Genomic DNA, 17,678 nt, shown 5'->3' on the forward strand with positions numbered 1-17,678 from the left:
GTAGCTCCGTGGTCCGGCCGGGGGAATGGCAGGTGCCGCCCCGCTAACGCAGGGCCGCGCCGCGCGTTTCAGGTGCCCGCAGGGCCATCCACACCACGGCCGCCACCACCAGTGCCCCGGCGGCCAGGAAGGAGTTCGCCAGCCCGAACACCGGCCACAGCCAGGCGAAGATCAGGGGGCCGAATCCAGCACCGAGGCGGCTGAAGGTCGAGGCCCACCCGAAGCCGGATCCGCGCAGCTGGGTCGGGTACAGCTCCGAGACGTAGGTGTAGAGGACCGGGATCGCGATCTGGATGACGAACCCGAAGACCAGCAGCCAGGCCACCGCGAGCCGCGGTTGGGACAGCGACAGGGCCACCAGCACCAGGATGATGGCGGCCAGCGGGCCGGTCACCCCCAGCAGCCATTTGCGCCCCACCTTCTCCACCAGCAGTGCGGCCACCGCCACGCCGGCCAACCCCACTGCCGCCATGCCGGCAGTGCTGAACAAGGCGGCAGACTCGGCCATGCCGGCGTCGAGCAGGATGGAGGGCATCCAGGTCAGCGCCAGGTAGTAGACGAGCAGCACCGTCAGGAACAGGCTCCAGCTCACAGCCGTGATCTTCCAGTTGAACGCCCAGACACGGCGGAGCTGATCCCACCACGAACCGGCGGACAAGGTGGGGACGAGGGAGGCATCGGGCAACGTGTAGGGGGCGGCGACGGCTCCGGTGCGGCGGACCAGGTCATCGATGACTGCGGAGGCCTCCCGCCTTCGGCCGGCCCGGACCAGGAAGAGCGGGGACTCGGGGACCGAACGGCGGATCCAGAAGACCAGGAGGGCGGGCAGCACCATGACCAGCAGGATCAGCCTCCAGTTGCCCGTTTCCGCCTGGATGAGTGCCGAGATGAAGAACGCAGCTGCCGCGCCGATCGGCCACCAGCCGTCCATGGCCGTCAGGACCCTGCCGCGCTGCTTGGCCGGGGTGAACTCACCGACCAGCGCATAGTCCACCGGGATGCAGCCGCCCAGGCCGACGCCGGCCAGGAAACGGCAGGCGGCGAAGAAGATGAAATTCGGCGATACGGCACCGAGCACGGTGAAGATCGAGAAGATCAGCAGGGTCCAGGTGAAGGCCCGACGCCGGCCGATCCGGTCGGCGATGGTGCCCCACAGGAAGGCGCCCAGCGCCATGCCGATCAGGTTCGCGGTGCCCAGCCACGCCGCCGTCGTGCGCTCCAATCCCCATTCCTGCATGACCAGCGGGATCAGGGCGCCGTTGAGCGTGACGTCCCAGGCGTCGAACATGAACCCCAGCCCGCCGATGATGAAGATCCTGCCCTGGACGCCCCACTTCCACGGCAGATCCTGGACGATCGCGTCACCTGAGGGAAGGGTGCGGTATTCGTTCATGACGTGGTGGTCCCCTTGGATCCGGAAGCAGGTGAAGGATGGGCGCGGCGCAGGAGTCGATCCGCCCCGCTCAAGGGTAGCCGCTGGACCCCGCGCCCGGCCGACGACATGATCTGGGTCGGGGAGAGCGGGGGCACTACACTTGGTGGCGATCACCACACACCCGGCGCGCACTGCAGCACGCCTGAAGGGACCCACCACCATGTCAGAGGAAACCACCGAACGGGGCATCGAGCTCGAGCCCCCCAAGAAATGGAAGATCATTGGTCCCGGACTGGTCGTGGCGGCCACCGGCGTCGGCGCTGCCGACATGGTCTCCACCCTGGTCGCCGGCTCCAAATTCGGCTACGGCCTGCTCTGGGCGCTGGTCATCGGCGTCATCCTGAAGATCGTGCTCGTCGAGGGTGCCGGACGCTACTCGTTGGCCACCGGCAAGACGATCTTCGAGGGCTGGCGCACGCTGGGCCGCTGGCCCGTCTGGTACTTCGGGCCCTACATCATCATCTGGGGCTTCATCTACGGCGCCTCGGCCATGGCCTCCACCGCCCTGCCGCTGGCCGCACTGTTTCCCGGCGTCCCGCAAAACGTCTTCGCCATCGGCACCGGGCTGGCCGGCTGCCTGCTGGTCTGGTTCAACCGGTATTCGGTGTTCGAGAAGATCACAGCGGTGCTGGTGGGCCTGATGTTCATCACCATCGTCGGCCTGGCCATCATCGCCGTCCCCGACGTGCCCGCCATGCTCGCCGGGCTGATCCCGCGCCTGCCGACCGGCTCCGTCCTCTACACCCTGGCCCTGGCCGGCGGCGTCGGCGGCACGATCACCCTGGCCGCCTACGGCTACTGGCTGCGGGAGAAAGGCTGGGTCAAGCCCGGCTGGATGCGCGTGATGCGCATCGACAACACCATGGCCTACGTCATGACCGGCATCTTCGTCATCTCCATGATGGTCGTGGGCACCGAGGTCGTGGCCGCCGCTGGCGTCACGATCGACGCGGGCGACAAGGGCCTGATCGACCTGTCAGAGGTCCTGAACGAGAAGTACGGCACGTTCATCGGCAAGGCGTTCCTGGTGGGCTTCTTTGCCGCGGCGTTCTCCTCCGTCCTGGGTGTCTGGCATGGAGTGTCGCTGATGTTCGCCGACTTCTGGGGCAACACGCGCGGCAAGGGGTCCGAGCACAAGGACTCGCAGGCGCACGGAAAGTACTTCCGCTTCTACATCCTGTGGCTGACGTTCCCACCGATGCTGCTGCTGTTGCTCGGCAAGCCGATCGGCCTGGTGCTGGCCTATGGCGTGCTGGGATCGCTGTTCATGCCGTTCCTGGCGATCACCTTGCTGCCGCTGCTGAACACCCACCGGGTGCCCAAGGAATGGCGCAACCGCTGGCACACGAACACCGCATTGGTCATCACCGCGGTGCTGTTCATCTGGCTCGGCATCTACCAGCTGGTGACCACGATCCTGAAGTACGTGTAAGCGGCCGGCACGCCTTCGCTTCATTGGCGGGCGTCGGACGGATCCCTTCCGGGGGCCGTCCGGCGCCCGCCGTCATTGCTGGCACCACGCCGGGGAACGGCCCTTATCAGGGAACGCCGACGGGGGTAGGCTCTGGTCATGGGAGTGGATTGGACGGCTTTGGAAGAGGCAATCCGGCGATCGGCATTGCGACAGGCTCGGGACGTGATCGAGCATCACCCCGACCACGTGTTCTACGCGGTCGCGCTCGACGGGGTTTCCACCGAACCAAGCGGACGGGTCGAACTGCCCGTGTTGGCCCTGAACTCCGAACAGGCGTTGACCCGTGACCGGGGCCCGGTGGAGGAAGCCGACCTGATCGACGATGAACCCGAGGAAGTCGAAGAGGACGGCGAGGGACCCGATCCACTGAACCTGGGCACCGATGCGGACGCTGCAACCCCCGACGACGACTCCGACGATGATGAAGCCGCCGTCGACGATGACGAGGATGACGGTTTCGACATCGATGGGGAACTGACCCGCCTGGAACAGGAAGGCGAAGCCACCGAGGCGGACTCCAGCTACTATTCGGCCCGCTGGAATCCACCGGACTGGCACTGGTGCTCGATGGAGCTCTTCGATGAGTCGGCCGCCGAACTCTGGAGCGATGCCCTGACCCGGGTGGCCGAATCCGCCGGCTGGGAACCGACGATCCGCCGCTTCTACGAGGTGCTGCTCTCGGTGACCGCCAGCCTGCGCGGGGAACTGGCACAGGGCCCCAACGTGGACATCGTCGTGTATGTCTCCGACGACGACCACGCCGACGCCCTCCTGCGGCGGTGCCTGACGCCGGAACAGCTCTCGCGTCATTTCCCCGACCTCGTCTCCTGAACGCCACCCCGGGGCCGGTAGAGTTGGGGGCGACCCCACCCCGAGATTCCAGGGAGTTCCTTGTGAGCCAAACCGTCCTTGACCGTGTCCCCCTCCGCCGCGCACTCATCTCCGTCTACGACAAGACCGGTCTGGAGGACCTGGCTCGCGGCCTGCAGGCTGCCGGCGTCTCCATCGTCTCCACCGGCTCCACAGCAGCGAAGATCGCGGCGGCCGGCGTCCCGGTCACCGAGGTTTCCGAGGTCACCGGGTTCCAGGAATGCCTGGACGGCCGCGTGAAGACCCTGCACCCACGAGTGCACGCCGGGATCCTGGCCGACCGCCGCCTGCCCGAGCACGTCCAGCAGCTCACCGACCTGGGCATCGAACCCTTCGACCTCGTGGTGGTGAACCTGTATCCCTTCGTGGACACCGTGAAGTCCGGGGCCGGGCAGGACGCCGTCGTCGAACAGATCGACATCGGTGGACCCTCCATGGTCCGTGCTGCAGCGAAGAACCACCCCTCCGTCGCCGTCGTCGTGGATCCGGCCAGGTACGGGGACGTCGTCGCGGCCGCCCAGTCCGGCGGCTTCGATCTGAAGACCCGCCGCCGCCTGGCATCGCTGGCCTTCGCCCACACCGCCGCCTACGACACGGCAGTGGCCAGCTGGACCGCCGCCCAGTTCGGGGACGACGAGGCCCCGGCGAAGTTCCCGCCGTACGCCGGCGTCGCCCTGGAACGCTCCGAGACCCTGCGCTACGGGGAGAACCCGCACCAGGCGGCCGCCCTCTACGTCGACGGCTCGGCCCCCGCCGGCATCGCCCAGGCCGAACAGCTGCACGGCAAGGCCATGAGCTACAACAACTTCACCGACGCCGACGCCGCCCTGCGCGCCGCCTTCGACTTCGGCGAACCGGCAGTTGCCGTGGTCAAGCACGCCAACCCCTGCGGGGTCGCCGTGGCAACGCCGGGTGCCGATGACCCGATCGCCGACGCACACCGCAAGGCCCACGCCTGTGACCCGGTCTCCGCCTACGGTGGGGTGATCGCCGCGAACCGCACCGTCACTGCGGGGATGGCCGAGACCATCCGCTCCATCTTCACCGAGGTCGTCATCGCGCCCGGCTTCGAACCCGCAGCGCTGGAGATCCTCCAGGCCAAGAAGAACATCCGCCTGCTGCAGCTGCCGGCCGGCTATGAGCGCGACGGCGTCGAATACAAGCAGATCTCCGGCGGCATGCTCCTGCAGGCCTCCGACCGGATCGACGCCGACGGCGACGATCCGGCCAACTGGACCCTGGCCGCCGGGGAAGCCGCCGACGAACAGACGCTGGCCGATCTGGCCTTCGCCTGGCGGGCGATCCGGGCCGCCAAGTCCAACGCCATCCTGCTGGCGCGCAACGGGGCCACCGTGGGTGTGGGCATGGGCCAGGTCAACCGCGTGGATTCCTGCCAGCTGGCCGTCGAGCGGGCCAACACGCTGGGCGTCTCCGTCGAATCAGAGGTCGATGCCGCCGGCGGCGCGGCGGGTCCCGACGGTGCGGCCTCCGAGGAGCGGGCCCGCGGTGCAGTGGCCTCCTCCGACGCGTTCTTCCCGTTCGCCGATGGACTGCAGATCCTCCTCGACGCCGGGGTGAAGGCCGTGGTCCACCCGGGCGGTTCGATCCGGGACGAGGAAGTCATCGCCGCCGCCCAGGAAGCAGGCATCACGATGTACTTCACCGGAGCACGCCACTTCTTCCACTGACGTCCCGCGTCCCGGACGCGACGCACCGGTGCCATACGGTCGGTTCCCTGCCTGCGCGGGGGACCGGCCGTTGCACTTCCCGGGGCAGAACTCATCCTGCAGGGTGATGTCCTCGACCTGAAATGTCGATACATTGGATCTTCCGGTAAATAAGAGGGGGATCACAGGATGCGGACCATCGTGGGCCAGCTGATGATGGCGGCGCAGGCCGCCGGTGACGATTCGGGGAACCTGGCGGTGGGCCTGGTCATCGGCGCGTTCGCGCTGGTGGCCGGCATCTGGTGGTTCGTCCACCGCTTCCGAGTGGCACGGCGCCCCGCGGCCAGCCGTGCCGAACATGAAATGCTGCGCGAAATCCATGGCGAGCGTGCGGAGCAGAAGGCCGTGAACGACCAGACCTCCGTGAAGTACCTGCGCCGCGGGGGAATCTAGGGGCCGGGCGGTCGCTAGCGTCGGGCCGTGAGGACCTGGTGGGCCAACGCCGAGTCCGGGTCGAGGCCGGGCAACAAGGCCGCCCCGTCCAGCGAGGTGGCCAACGGTTCGCGCACCTCGAGGTGCGGCCACAACGCGGCCAGCCGGGCGGTCAGTTGGGAGCGCACCCGCTCCCCGCGCAGGACCCCACCCAGGAAGCAGGCGGCAGGGGAGTCGGACTGGTCTTCGCCCACACGCCGCAGCCCGGTGGCCACGGCCAGGGCGAGTTCCGCGGCGGCGGCGTCGCAGATTCCCCGGGCCACCTCGTCGGTGTCGGCCAGCCGTGCCACGTGGGCGGCGTAGGAGGCGGTGCGGCGGATGCGGTCGGGGTCCCGCTGCAGATCGACGTAGGCCTGGGCCAGGTCGGGGAAATCGGCCAGCATGACCTCGGTCAGCGCGGTGGCGGGGCCGCGGCCGTCGAAGGCCCGCATGACGGCCACGAAGGCCTCCCGGCCCAGCCAGTAGCCGCTGCCGGCATCGCCCATGATGTAGCCCCAACCGTCGATGCGCACCACCTCGGTGGCACCGACCGCCAGCGTCACCGCCCCGGTTCCCGCGGCGATCACTGCCCCGCGTGCATTGCCCAGTGCGCCCAGATAGGAGCTGACGGAGTCGTGGACGAGGTGGACCGTGGAGACACCGAATCCAGTGGTCGCGGCGAGCAGCGCGGGTGCCAGCGCCTCGCCGTCGGTCAAGCCCGAGAGGCCAGCGGACACGGTGGCGAAATCAAGGCCCGTCGCGGCCCGTGCCCGGCCCACCACGTCGGCGATCTGCGGTGCCAGCGGGCGGTCGGTCAGGATGCCGCGGAACTCCTGGATCGGCAGTCCGGCGCGTTCGGTTCCATCCATGGTGCGCACCTGGGCGCGGATTCCCGTCTGCCCGCCATCAATCGCCAGTGCTGCCTCGGGCATGCCCGCCGCCCTTCAGTCGGTCAGTGTTGTCCGCGCCGGTCCGGCGCCTGGAACATCATACCGGGACGCATCCGCGTTTGTGAGATGGCCCACGGCAAGACGCCGGAATCCGCTGGATGTGTGGCATCCCACAAAATGGTGGCCCGGGGCAACAGGTAGCGTGGTGGCGGCGGACGCCACGTCCGCCTCGAGAGAGAATCACGAACCACTGGAGCCACTCATCATGAAGTCCACCCGTACCCTGGGCGCCTGTGTTGCCATCGCCGGCGCCGCCCTGGCGCTGGCCGGTTGCGGCGCCGGGGAACCGGCCGCCACGCCGTCCGCCAGCTCGGATGCCGCCACCGTTCCCGCCCCCGAGACCAACGCGCAGATGAAGGCCGAGGGCGCCCCGGGCCTCTCCGCCACCACGTACTACTACTTCGAGGCCATGACGTACGCCCAGCAAACGGGTCAGACCGATGACATGCTGGCCGTCACCGATGACTGCGCGCAGTGCACGAAGACCGCCCAGGCCATCGCCAAGGTCTACGCGGACGGCGGCAAGATCGAGGGCGGCCAGCCCAAACCCCAGGATGTTGCCGCAGTCGGCGAGGTCAACAAAAAGGGTGAACTCAGCGCTATCGTCCCGTTCATGCAGGATGCCGAAAAGATCCTTGACAAGGACGGCAAGGTCGTCGACGAGACCGAGTGGGACAACGACGGAACCACGTACACGGTCACCGGACGCTATGCCGAGGGCAGCTGGAAGATCACTGCACTGAAGGAAACCCCCGCCGCACAGGTCCCCGAGGGCGAGTAGCAGCGCCGCAGGAGATCCAGGACGACGCCGGTTCACGCCTGTCGAGGGCGGGTGCCGGCGTCGTCTCATCCCGGTACGGAATATGGGCTGGAGGCCCCTCTCGGGTAAGTTGGAGACGTTGAGATCATCACGTTGATCTCCCCAAACCGTTGACCTTCAGGGAGATGCCTCACCCATGGCAAAGATTATCTATACCCACACCGACGAAGCGCCGATGCTGGCCACCTACTCCTTCCTGCCCGTGGTGGAGGCCTTCGCCTCGACCGCCGGCGTGGACGTTGAGACCCGCGACATCTCGCTCGCCGGCCGCATCATCGCCGTCTTCGGTGACTTCCTGACCGAGGAGCAGCGCCAGCCCGACGCCCTGGCCGAACTCGGTGCCCTCGCCCAGACGCCCGAGGCGAACATCATCAAGCTGCCCAACATCAGCGCCTCCATCCCGCAGCTCAAGGCGGCCATCGCCGAACTCCAGTCCCAGGGCTACGCCCTGCCGGACTACCCGGACAACCCCTCCTCCGATGAGGAAACCGACATCCGCTCCCGCTACGACCGGATCAAGGGCTCCGCAGTGAACCCGGTCCTGCGCGAGGGCAACTCCGACCGCCGCGCGCCCCTGTCGGTGAAGAACTACGCCCGCCAGAACCCCCACTCCATGGGTGCCTGGTCCGCCGAGTCCAAGACCAATGTCGCCACCATGGACGGCGGGGATTTCCGCGCCAACGAGAAGTCGGTCGTCATGGCAGACGACGACCAGCTCGAAATCCGCTTCACCGCCGAAGACGGCACCGTGAAGGTCCTGAAGAAGGCGTTCCCGGTCCTCAAGGGCGAGGTCATCGACGGCACGTTCATGTCGGCGAAGAAGCTCGACGAGTTCCTCGCCGCCCAGGTCGCCCGCGCCCAGGATGAGGGCGTGCTCTTCTCGGCCCACCTGAAGGCCACCATGATGAAGGTCTCGGACCCGATCATCTTCGGCCACGTCGTCAAGGCCTTCCTCCCCGACCTCTTCGCCACCTACGGCGACGACCTCGAGGCGGCCGGCCTCAGCGCCAACAACGGCCTGGCTGCGATCCTCGGCGGACTCGACGACGTCTCCGAGTCGGTGCGCGACGGCGTGAAGAAGGCCATCCAGGACGGGCTGGCCAACGGCCCGGCCATCGCCATGGTCGACTCGGACAAGGGCATCACCAACCTGCACGTCCCCTCCGACGTCATCGTGGACGCCTCGATGCCGGCCATGATCCGCACCTCGGGCCACATGTGGGGCGCCGACGGCGGCGAGCACGACACCCTCGCCGTGCTGCCGGACAGCTCCTACGCCGGCGTGTACCAGGCGGTCGTCGATGACTGCCGTGCCCACGGCGCCTACGATCCGACCACCATGGGCACCGTCCCCAACGTCGGCCTGATGGCCCAGGCCGCCGAGGAATACGGCAGCCACGACAAGACGTTCGAGATCGCCGCCGCGGGAACCGTCCAGGTCGTCAACGCAGCGGGCCACGTGCTCATCGAGCACAAGGTCGAGCAGGGCGACATCTGGCGTGCCTGCCAGACCAAGGACATTCCGATCCGCGACTGGGTCAAGCTGGCGGTCACCCGGGCCCGCGCCTCCGAGACCCCCGCGGTCTTCTGGCTCGACGAGACCCGCGCCCACGACCGCAACCTGATCGCCAAGGTCAACGAATACCTCACCGAGCACGACACCGCGGGCCTGACCCTGGAGATCATGTCCCCGGTCGACGCCACCGCGTTCACGCTCGAGCGCATCCGCCGCGGCGAGGACACGATCTCCGTCTCGGGCAACGTGCTGCGCGACTACCTCACCGACCTCTTCCCGATCCTGGAACTGGGCACCTCGGCGAAGATGCTCTCCGTGGTCCCGCTGATCAACGGCGGCGGCCTGTTCGAGACAGGTGCCGGCGGCTCGGCCCCCAAGCACGTCGCGCAGCTGCTGAAGGAAAACCACCTGCGCTGGGATTCGCTCGGCGAGTTCCTGGCCCTGGCCGTGAGCTTCGAGCACCTGGCCACCACCACGGACAACGCCCGCGCGCAGGTCCTGGCGGACACATTGGATGCCGCGACCGGCACGTTCCTGCTGGAGAACAAGTCGCCTAAGCGCAAGGTCGGCGAGCTCGACAACCGTGGCAGCCACTTCTACCTGGCCATGTACTGGGCCCAGGAGCTGGCCCAGCAGGACAAGGACGCCGAGCTGGCCGCTGCCTTCGCCGAGATCGCGCAGGACTTCGCCACGCACGAGGATGCCATCAACGCAGAACTGCTCGGCGTCCAGGGTGCCCCCGTGGACCTGGCCGGCTACTACCGTCCCTCCGACGAGGCGGCCACGCAGGCCATGCGCCCCTCGGCCACGCTGAACCGCGTCCTGGAAACCCTGTCCCGGAAGTAGGACGGGGCACCGGCACCGCCGGTATTCCAGAGCACGACGACGGCGCGTTGCCCGGTGACCACCGGGCGGCGCGCCGTTTTCATGGCAGGATCCCCTTCCGATCCCTTCCCTGCCCGCTGGCCGGGACGCTAGCATTCGTGCCATGACACTCACACTGGGCATGGTCACCATCGACACCACCGACGCCGAGACGCTGGCCCGCTGGTGGGCCGGGCAGACAGGAGCCGGGATCACGCAAACCAATGACGGGTGGTTCGTGGTCCTGGAGGGCGGCGGCCTGCCGGTGATGCTGGCCTTCCAGAAGGTCGATGAGCCGACACCCGGAAAAAACAAGATCCACCTGGACCTGGGGACCGCCGACCTGGACGCCGAGGTCGACCGCCTCGTGTCCGCCGGGGCGACGCTGGTCGAGCGTCGGGGTGATGAGAGCTTCCGCTGGGTCACGTTCGCCGACCCGCAGGGCAACGAATTCGATGTAGCCCAGCATTAGACTGCTGCGCATGACGTTGATCTGGAGCCCTGCGCAGCCGACCCTCAACGTGGCCACGGCCCAGGGAGACGAGCTGCTGATGCGCCCGTGGGCCCACCGGGACGCAGATGCCATCCACCGCGCCTGCCAGGACCCCGACATCGTCCGGTGGACGCGGGTGCCCCAGCCCTACACCCTCGAGCATGCACTGTCCTTCGCGGCATCATCGGAACCCGGTTGGCTGGGGCAGTCCTCGGTGGGCTATGCCGTGGTCGAGGCGGCGACGGATGGGGTCCTCGGGGCGTGCGGACTCGTGGACATCAATGAGGACGACGGCGTGGTCGAGGTGGGCTACTGGGTGGCACCCTGGGCCCGGGGCCGGGGCGTGGCCACGGCGGCCACCCGGACCCTGTCCCGCTGGGCCCTGGAGGAGCTGGGGGCGCACCGGGTCAGCCTGGAGGCGGCCACCGGGAATCTTGCATCGCAGCGGGTGGCCCTGGCTTCGGGTTTTACCCGCGAGGGGGTCCAACGCTCCAAGGCGCAACGTTTCGGTGAACGCCTGGACATGGTCCTGTTCTCCCTCTTGCCTGGGGAAGCCCGGCCGTAAGCCGGAGGGCTGTGGGCTGCGGCGGTTTCAGTCGTCCAGGGTGGGGGAGGCCGCCAGCAGGGCACGCGTGTAGTCGTGCTGCGGATGGGCGAAGACCTGCTCGGTGGGCCCACGCTCCACGATTTTCCCGGCCCGGAGGACGGCCACGTCGTCACTGACGTGGCGGACGACCGCGAGATCGTGGGAAATGAACAGGTAGCCCAGTCCCAGCCGGGCCTGCAGGTCATCGAGCAGGTCGAGGATCTGCGCCTGCACCGAGACATCCAGGGCGGAGACCGGTTCGTCGCAGATCAGCACCTGCGGCCCCGGGGCCAGGGCGCGGGCGATCGCCACCCGCTGGCGCTGCCCGCCGGAGAGCGTTGACGGGTGGCGTGAGGCCACTGCCGGATCCAGGCCGACCAGCCCCAGCAGGGCCTTCGGGCTGGCCGCCCCGGCTCCGGCGCCGGAACCGGTGGCCGTCGACAGCGCGTCGGCCAGGATCGCCCCCACCCTCCGACGCGGGTCGAACGAGGAGAGCGGGTCCTGGTAGATCGCGCCCAACTGCGTCCGGCGTGGCCGGCGCCCGGCTTCCGGCAGGGGAACCCACGGCTGGCCGAAGAGTTCCACCGTCCCGCTCTCCGGCGTCTCCAATCCCAGCAGGATCCTCGCCGTCGTGCTCTTGCCCGATCCGGAGGCGCCGACCAGGCCCAGGGTCCTGCCCGCCTCGACGCGCAAGCTGACCTGGTCGGCGGCGTGCAGTATGCCTCCGCCGGGGACGTCGAAGGTGCGCACGAGGTTCCTGGCCTCCAGGACCGGTCCGGCAGTGGCGGCCGTGGGTGCCGGCTGGAACGGGGCAGGGTCGTCCGGTCGGCTCGCTGTCCCACCGGCCGCTGCGGACAGGCGGGTGCCCCGGGGCCGCCCGGCGGGCACGGCACGCAGCAGCATCCGCGTGTACTCGTGTTCGGGGGCCGTGAGCACCAGGTGGGTGGGCCCCTGTTCGAGGATCCGGCCGTCGCGCATGATCGCCACCCGGTCGGCCACCGAGGAGACGACCGCCAGGTCATGGCTGATCAGCAACAGCGAGGACCCACCGGCGCGCAGCGAAGAGAGCAGGTCCAGCACCTGGGCCTGGGATTCGGCGTCCAGCGCGGTGGTGGGTTCGTCGGCGATCAGCAGGTCGGGATCCAGGGCCATGGCGGAGGCGATCAGCGCCCGCTGGCGCATGCCGCCGGAGAGTTCCCCGGCCCGCCGGCCGGCATCCGTGGCGGCCAGGCCCATCGACTCCAGCAGGCCGGCCACCCGGCGGGCCCGCTCGGCGGGGGACAACCGGGTGTGCAGGCGCAGCGCATCGTCGATCTCCCGGCCCACGGTCCGCAGCGGATCCAGCGAGACCAGCGCGTCCTGCAGGACCAGGCCGATCCGTGATCCGCGCAGCCGGCGCCACGCGCGGTGCCCGGCCCCGGAAAGATCGGTCCCGTCGACGTCCAGGGCGCGTGCGCTGACGTCGGCGCCGGGACCGGCCAAGCCCAGCAGGGACCGGGCGGTCACCGATTTGCCGGACCCGGATTCGCCCACCAGCGCCAGGCATTCGCCGCGGTCGATCCGCAGCGACACGTCCCGGACCACCGGGGTGCCGCCGAATCCGACGTCGAGCCCCTCGACGCGCAGCAGGGGACCGGGACTCATGCGCCTACCGCCCGGCGTTGCAGGGCCCGGCCCAACACGGTGCTCGCAGCAGCCGTGGCCACGATCGCCAGCCCGGGGAAGAACGTCATCCACCAGGCGAAGCCCAGGTAGGTGCGCCCGGCGGCGAGCATCGCCCCCCATTCGGGGGCCGGTGGCGCCTCGCCCAGGCCCAGGAAACTCAACGCCGACGCCCACACCACTGCCTGGCCGATGCCCAGGGTGGCCAGCACCAGCACCGGTCCCAGCGCGTTGGGCAGCAGGTGGCGGGTGAGGATGCGGGCGGGGGAGTGCCCGAGCACGCGGGCGGCCTCGATCATGGGCGAGGTCCGCAGGGCGCGCACCTGCGTGCGGATGATCCGGGCGTACCCCGGGGCCGTGGACAACCCGACGGCGACGATCGTGGTGGCCACGCCGGGGCCGGCCAGGGCGATGAAGACCAGGGCCAACAGCAGCCCGGGCAGCGCCAGCAGGACCTCCACGATGCGCCCGACGCCGGCGTCCAGCCAGCGCCCACCGAGCCCGGCGGCCAGGCCGAGCACCAGGGCCAACCCCAGCCCCAGGGCCGTGGCCGCTGCCCCGATGAGCAGCGAGGGCCTGGCACCGTGGACGATGCGCGAATAGATGTCACGGCCCGACTCGTCGGTGCCCAGCCAATGGCCGGCGGACGGGGCGCGGAAAGCTGCCGCCGGGTCGATGGCCAGCGGGTCGGTCGGTGCCAGCCACCCCGGCACCAGCGCGGCGAGCAGCAGGAACACGGCCACGGCCGCCGCGACGGCCGGCAGGGCATTGCCGGCCCGCAGCGACCCGGCCCGCGGACGGTGCCGCCGGGACCCGGGGCGCGGCGTGGGGGTGGACCGGGGGATGGACATCGGGCTCAGTGCTCCCGGATCCGGGGGTCGATGGCGCGTTCGGCCAGATCGGAGACGGCCATGACCAGCACGTAGGCCAACGCGGAGACCAGCGCCACGCCGGTGACCACGGGTACGTCACGCAGGGTGACCGCCTGCAGCAGGCTGCGGCCCAGTCCCGGGCGGGCGAAGATGGCTTCGACGACCACCGCCCCGGAGACCAGCGATCCCAGGGCCCACCCGGACAGGGCGACCCCGGGCAGTGCCGCATGGCGCAGGGCATGGCGGAGCACGACGCCGGTTTCGGACTCCCCGCGGGCCCGGGCCGAGAGCGCGAAGGGGGAATTCATGGCGGTCAGCATCGATTCGCGCATCACCTGGCCCAGGAACCCGGCCAGCGGCAGCGCCAGCGTGATGACCGGCATGACCAGTCCCGCCGTCGTGCCGTTGCTCACCGGTGGCAGCCACCCCCACGCGGTGGAGAAGAGCAGCACCAGCACCGAAGCGAGCCAGAAATGCGGTACCGAGGCGGCGGCGATTTCCAGCGCCGAACCGACCACCGCGGCGCCGCGCCCGCCGAGGCCCGACCAGAGCGCCAACCCCAGCGCCAGCACCCAGGCCAGGACCCACGCGCCGACTGCCAGGCCCAGCGTGCCCGGCAGCTGGTCCCCGAGCAGCTGCGCCACCGGGACCTTCAGCGCATAGGAGCTCCCCAGGTCCCCGGTCGCCAGCCGGCCCAGCTGTCCGAGGTACTGCACCCACAGCGGCTGATCCAGCCCGTATTCGGTCCGGGCGGCTTCCAGCGCGGCGGCGGACGCCTGCGATCCGGGGCCGCCCATGATGGCCTCCGCCGGGTCCCCAGGGATCAGCCGGATGGCCAGGAAGATCAGCGTCGCCACGGCCCACAGCACGAACACCGCCGAACCGATCCGGCGCGCCAGCCAGGCCCCGGCACCGACCCAGCGGCGGCTCCGGGGCACGACGGCGGTGCCTCCCGGGTGCGGAAGCCCGCCACCGGGGGAGCCGGGGAATGCCGTCTCGGCCATGCGCCGCCGTCGTGCCTAGTTCTTCAGCCAGGTGTCATGGAAGGTGGGGGAGGCCACCGCCGTGGTGGCCCCGACGCCCTGCAGCTTCGTCCCGTACAGGAAGTGGTTCTGCTGGTCGTACAGCGGCAGGATGTAGTAGCCGCCGAGCACGATCTGCTGGGCCTGCGTGTACTTGTCCTGGCGCTCCTGCTGGTCGGTGGTGGCATTGGCGGCGTCCAGCAGTGAGTCCAGCTTCTGGTCCTTCACCTGGGCGTGGTTGGAGAAGTAGCCCGAGGGCGCCGGAACGGTGTTGGAAGAGTGGAACAGGGTGCGCAGCACGTCCGGGCCGACCTTGGTGTAGGGGGCGGAGACCAGGTTGTACTGGTTCTCCCCGAGGACGCCGTACCAGCTGGAGAGGTCCAGCAGGTTGAGCTTGACCTCGAAACCGGCCTCCTTGGCGGTGGCCTGCAGCTGCTGGAAGAGCGACTGCTCGGCCGGCACCGACTGGTTGGTGCTCACCGGGAACGCCAGGGACAGGCGCTTGCCGTCCTTGACGCGGTACCCGTCGGCGTCGCGCTGTTGCCACCCGGCCTCGTCGAGCAGCCGGTTGGCGGCGTCCAGGTCGCGCCCGAAGAGCGAGGGGTCGGAGTAGCCCATCGGCTCGACGCTGGAGAGCGCCGAGTAGGAACGCTGCGCGGTGTCGAAGAACAGCGAGGAGATGCCGTCGTCGACGTTGACCGCGCGGATGAACGCCTCACGGACCTTGGCGTCGTTGAAGGGTGCCTTGGAGGAGTTCAGTTCGATCCGGTTCGAGGCCCCCGGGCGCGGGGCGTCGAGATGGCCGATGGCCCCTGAGGTCCCGGCGGCCTTGATGGTGTCCGGCTGCGCGTTGTCGATGATGTCCACCGTGCCGGATTGCAGGGCCGCGTACCGGGTGGCCGCCTCCGGGATGAACTTCCAGGTGATGCCCTCCAGGTAGGCGGGGCCGTCGTGGCCGACGCCCTGCACTGGAGGGGTGTAGTCCTCGTTGCGGGTGAGCTCCACGGAATCCTGCTTCGTCCACTTCGTCACCGTGAACGGCCCGGTGCCGACGGGGGACGCGCAGTTCTCGGCCTGGCTGCGCTTGAGCGCCTGCGCCGATTCGATGGCGACCCAGGGCATGGAGAACGATTCGAGCAGCGCCGAATCCGGGGACGAGAGGTTCAGCCGCAGCGTCGTGTCGTCCACGACGTCCATGGTCTTGATCTTCGCCACCGCCAGATAGCCGGTGGAGGAGGCGGTGTCGGGATCCTGCAGGTGCAAGATGTTCGCCTTCACCGTGGCGGCATCCAGTGCGCTCCCGTCGGTGAACGTGATCCCCTCGCGCAGCTTCAGCGTCCAGGTCAGCCCGTCCTCGGAGGGCTCGGCCCCGGAGGCCAGCCACGGGACGATCTTGCCGTCGTCGTCCTTGGTGTACAGGGTCTCGAGGTATTGGCCGGCCAGCAGTGCCTGCGGGTAGTTTCCGCCCACATGCGGGTCAAGGCACGTCGGCTCGGCATCGCCGGACGCGTAGACCATGGTGCCGCCGCTGACCGGTTCGCCCGCAGCCGACGGGTCACCGGCGCCGCCGGAACCTGCGGACCCGGCGCAACCGGCCAACAGGAGCGATGCGGCGAGCAGGCCGGCCACGGTGGTGGCCGGGCGTGCGGAACGGGGGACTACGGGCATGGCTGACTTCCTCGACAGATGCTGGTGGCCGCCCACCCGGGATGCGGGCCGGCGGTGCTGCGGTGCGGTGGTGCGCTTCAGCGCCCCACCATCCTAGTCCAGACACCTGAGCCGCGCCGTGGCACAGGTCATGCCGTCTCCCCGGGCGGGAGGGTCACAATTACCGGCGTCGTGCGGTGTTTTGGAATCATGTTGCCCATGTCAACCACACCAGAGAATCCAGATGGCCGCGATGGCCGGGCAACGGCGACGTCCGAGCGGGCGGCCGCCCCTGCAGCGCCGAACGCCGCCGAGGAGCGCAGCGCCCGCGTCGCCGTCACGCTGTTCCCGCTGCTGATCCTGGCCGGCGGGGCGATCGCCCTGTTCCTGCCGGCACCGTTCCTGGGCTGGGCGGCGTTCATCAACCCGGGCCTGATGCTCATCATGTTCGGCATGGGCCTGACCCTGACGCTGCCCGACTTCTCCCTGGTGATCCGCCAACCGCTGCCGGTGCTGCTGGGCGTGATCGCCCAATATGTGATCATGCCGCTGGCCGGGCTCGGCGTCTCGACCGTGCTGGGCCTGCCCCCGGCCCTGGCCGCCGGCGTCATCCTGGTCGGCTGCGCCCCCGGCGGGACGGCATCGAACGTGGTCACCTACCTGGCCAAGGGCGACGTCGCCCTGTCGGTCACCATGACCAGCGTCTCGACGCTGATCGCCCCGATCTTCACCCCGCTGCTCACCCTCTGGCTGGCCGGGCAGTACATGCCGGTCGACGCCGGATCGATGGCGCTGTCGATCGTGCAGATCGTGCTGGTCCCGGTCATCCTGGGCCTGGTCGTGCGGATGGCTGCCCCGAAGCTGGTATCAGCAGTGCTGCCGGCCCTGCCCTGGGTGTCGGTGCTGGCGATCACGTTCGTGGTCATTGCAGTCGTCGCCGGCAGTGCCGCGGCGATCTTCAGCGCCGGGCTGCTGATCCTGGCAGCCGTCATCCTGCACAACGGGCTGGGCTACCTGCTCGGCTACGGTGCCGCCAAGCTCTTCCGCCTGCCGATCCCCTCGCGCCGGACCATGGCCATCGAGGTCGGCATGCAGAACTCGGGGCTCGCCGCCGGGCTGGCCAAGACCTACTTCGCCCCCGAGGCTGCACTGCCCGGTGCCGTGTTCTCGGTCTGGCACAACGTCTCGGGTGCGATCCTGGCAGCCATCTGGCGTCGCAGCAGCTCCACGACCCGGTAGCCGCCAGACCCGGAACCACCGGCGGGCATGGACCAGGAGGGCGGACGCCGGCGCATGATCCGCCGTCGTCCGCCCTCCTGTGTGGGTGGT

15 protein-coding genes are annotated in these 17,678 nt (G+C 69.5%); 9 read left to right on the forward strand and 6 right to left on the reverse strand.

The window, feature by feature from the left end:
- Window positions 1-43: 43 nt before the first annotated feature.
- Entirely contained in the window at window positions 44-1,393 is a 1,350-nt protein-coding gene (locus ACN0TP_RS01960; RefSeq protein WP_417215917.1) for an MFS transporter, read from the reverse strand.
- 202 nt (window positions 1,394-1,595) lie between these two features.
- On the opposite strand from ACN0TP_RS01960, the gene ACN0TP_RS01965 reads away from it, so the two are divergent.
- The 4 genes from ACN0TP_RS01965 to ACN0TP_RS01980 all read left to right on the forward strand — a co-directional run bounded on the left by ACN0TP_RS01965 (window position 1,596) and on the right by ACN0TP_RS01980 (window position 5,899).
- Window positions 1,596-2,867, forward strand: a complete 1,272-nt coding sequence (locus ACN0TP_RS01965; protein ID WP_417215918.1) for an Nramp family divalent metal transporter — start codon at window positions 1,596-1,598, stop codon at window positions 2,865-2,867.
- A 204-nt stretch (window positions 2,868-3,071) separates the two neighbouring features.
- Window positions 3,072-3,740, forward strand: coding sequence for a hypothetical protein (locus ACN0TP_RS01970; RefSeq protein ID WP_417215919.1), 669 nt, complete (start codon window positions 3,072-3,074; stop codon window positions 3,738-3,740).
- 62 nt (window positions 3,741-3,802) lie between these two features.
- A complete protein-coding gene (purH, locus tag ACN0TP_RS01975; RefSeq protein ID WP_417215921.1) occupies window positions 3,803-5,467 on the forward strand; it encodes a bifunctional phosphoribosylaminoimidazolecarboxamide formyltransferase/IMP cyclohydrolase in 1,665 nt (554 codons plus the stop codon).
- A 168-nt stretch (window positions 5,468-5,635) separates the two neighbouring features.
- Entirely contained in the window at window positions 5,636-5,899 is a 264-nt protein-coding gene (locus ACN0TP_RS01980) for a hypothetical protein (protein WP_417215924.1), read from the forward strand.
- Between the two features lie 14 nt (window positions 5,900-5,913).
- Here ACN0TP_RS01980 and ACN0TP_RS01985 read toward each other — a convergent pair whose 3' ends face one another.
- Complete coding sequence (locus ACN0TP_RS01985) at window positions 5,914-6,849, reverse strand: N-acetylglucosamine kinase (RefSeq protein ID WP_417215926.1); 936 nt, start codon at window positions 6,847-6,849, stop codon at window positions 5,914-5,916.
- Window positions 6,850-7,072: 223 nt separating this feature from the next.
- On the opposite strand from ACN0TP_RS01985, the gene ACN0TP_RS01990 reads away from it, so the two are divergent.
- The 4 genes from ACN0TP_RS01990 to ACN0TP_RS02005 all read left to right on the forward strand — a co-directional run bounded on the left by ACN0TP_RS01990 (window position 7,073) and on the right by ACN0TP_RS02005 (window position 11,125).
- The gene (locus ACN0TP_RS01990; RefSeq protein ID WP_417215929.1) at window positions 7,073-7,648 is read left to right on the forward strand and encodes a DUF6318 family protein; all 576 of its coding nucleotides are present in this window, start codon (window positions 7,073-7,075) and stop codon (window positions 7,646-7,648) included.
- Between the two features lie 175 nt (window positions 7,649-7,823).
- Window positions 7,824-10,049, forward strand: a complete 2,226-nt coding sequence (locus ACN0TP_RS01995) for an NADP-dependent isocitrate dehydrogenase (protein WP_417215932.1) — start codon at window positions 7,824-7,826, stop codon at window positions 10,047-10,049.
- 142 nt (window positions 10,050-10,191) lie between these two features.
- On the forward strand, window positions 10,192-10,539 hold the full coding sequence (locus ACN0TP_RS02000) for a VOC family protein (protein WP_417215934.1): 348 nt from the start codon (window positions 10,192-10,194) through the stop codon (window positions 10,537-10,539).
- A 10-nt stretch (window positions 10,540-10,549) separates the two neighbouring features.
- Window positions 10,550-11,125, forward strand: a complete 576-nt coding sequence (locus ACN0TP_RS02005; protein WP_417215936.1) for a GNAT family N-acetyltransferase — start codon at window positions 10,550-10,552, stop codon at window positions 11,123-11,125.
- Between the two features lie 27 nt (window positions 11,126-11,152).
- Here ACN0TP_RS02005 and ACN0TP_RS02010 read toward each other — a convergent pair whose 3' ends face one another.
- From ACN0TP_RS02010 to ACN0TP_RS02025, 4 genes are read right to left on the reverse strand one after another with little or no spacing between them, the layout of a single operon-like run.
- Window positions 11,153-12,790 (reverse strand): dipeptide ABC transporter ATP-binding protein, encoded by a 1,638-nt coding sequence (locus tag ACN0TP_RS02010; protein ID WP_417215939.1) that lies wholly within the window; start codon window positions 12,788-12,790, stop codon window positions 11,153-11,155.
- On the reverse strand, window positions 12,787-13,659 hold the full coding sequence (locus tag ACN0TP_RS02015; protein ID WP_417215941.1) for an ABC transporter permease: 873 nt from the start codon (window positions 13,657-13,659) through the stop codon (window positions 12,787-12,789). Before ACN0TP_RS02015 ends, ACN0TP_RS02010 begins: the two co-directional genes overlap by 4 nt.
- A 5-nt stretch (window positions 13,660-13,664) precedes the next feature.
- A complete protein-coding gene (locus tag ACN0TP_RS02020) occupies window positions 13,665-14,684 on the reverse strand; it encodes an ABC transporter permease (protein ID WP_417215943.1) in 1,020 nt (339 codons plus the stop codon).
- 15 nt (window positions 14,685-14,699) lie between these two features.
- The gene (locus ACN0TP_RS02025; RefSeq protein ID WP_417215946.1) at window positions 14,700-16,370 is read right to left on the reverse strand and encodes an ABC transporter substrate-binding protein; all 1,671 of its coding nucleotides are present in this window, start codon (window positions 16,368-16,370) and stop codon (window positions 14,700-14,702) included.
- 198 nt (window positions 16,371-16,568) lie between these two features.
- Between ACN0TP_RS02025 and ACN0TP_RS02030 the strand changes: the two genes are divergently transcribed.
- Complete coding sequence (locus ACN0TP_RS02030) at window positions 16,569-17,588, forward strand: bile acid:sodium symporter family protein (RefSeq protein ID WP_417215949.1); 1,020 nt, start codon at window positions 16,569-16,571, stop codon at window positions 17,586-17,588.
- Window positions 17,589-17,678 lie beyond the last annotated feature (90 nt).

It is taken from the genome of Arthrobacter sp., from assembly GCF_048266065.1.
Lineage (GTDB): Bacteria > Actinomycetota > Actinomycetes > Actinomycetales > Micrococcaceae > Arthrobacter_H.

What these genes read in the sequence shown, in the direction of transcription:
- ACN0TP_RS02020 (WP_417215943.1), bottom strand. Translation starts at nt 14,684, where the DNA reads ATGGCCGAGACGGCATTCCCCGGCTCCCCCGGTGGCGGGCTTCCGCAC.
- ACN0TP_RS02000 (WP_417215934.1), top strand. Translation starts at nt 10,192, where the DNA reads ATGACACTCACACTGGGCATGGTCACCATCGACACCACCGACGCCGAG.
- ACN0TP_RS01965 (WP_417215918.1), top strand. Translation starts at nt 1,596, where the DNA reads ATGTCAGAGGAAACCACCGAACGGGGCATCGAGCTCGAGCCCCCCAAG.
- ACN0TP_RS02010 (WP_417215939.1), bottom strand. Translation starts at nt 12,790, where the DNA reads ATGAGTCCCGGTCCCCTGCTGCGCGTCGAGGGGCTCGACGTCGGATTC.
- ACN0TP_RS01985 (WP_417215926.1), bottom strand. Translation starts at nt 6,849, where the DNA reads ATGCCCGAGGCAGCACTGGCGATTGATGGCGGGCAGACGGGAATCCGC.
- ACN0TP_RS02015 (WP_417215941.1), bottom strand. Translation starts at nt 13,659, where the DNA reads ATGTCCATCCCCCGGTCCACCCCCACGCCGCGCCCCGGGTCCCGGCGG.
- ACN0TP_RS01990 (WP_417215929.1), top strand. Translation starts at nt 7,073, where the DNA reads ATGAAGTCCACCCGTACCCTGGGCGCCTGTGTTGCCATCGCCGGCGCC.
- ACN0TP_RS01960 (WP_417215917.1), bottom strand. Translation starts at nt 1,393, where the DNA reads ATGAACGAATACCGCACCCTTCCCTCAGGTGACGCGATCGTCCAGGAT.
- ACN0TP_RS01995 (WP_417215932.1), top strand. Translation starts at nt 7,824, where the DNA reads ATGGCAAAGATTATCTATACCCACACCGACGAAGCGCCGATGCTGGCC.
- ACN0TP_RS02030 (WP_417215949.1), top strand. Translation starts at nt 16,569, where the DNA reads ATGTCAACCACACCAGAGAATCCAGATGGCCGCGATGGCCGGGCAACG.
- ACN0TP_RS02025 (WP_417215946.1), bottom strand. Translation starts at nt 16,370, where the DNA reads ATGCCCGTAGTCCCCCGTTCCGCACGCCCGGCCACCACCGTGGCCGGC.
- ACN0TP_RS01980 (WP_417215924.1), top strand. Translation starts at nt 5,636, where the DNA reads ATGCGGACCATCGTGGGCCAGCTGATGATGGCGGCGCAGGCCGCCGGT.
- ACN0TP_RS02005 (WP_417215936.1), top strand. Translation starts at nt 10,550, where the DNA reads ATGACGTTGATCTGGAGCCCTGCGCAGCCGACCCTCAACGTGGCCACG.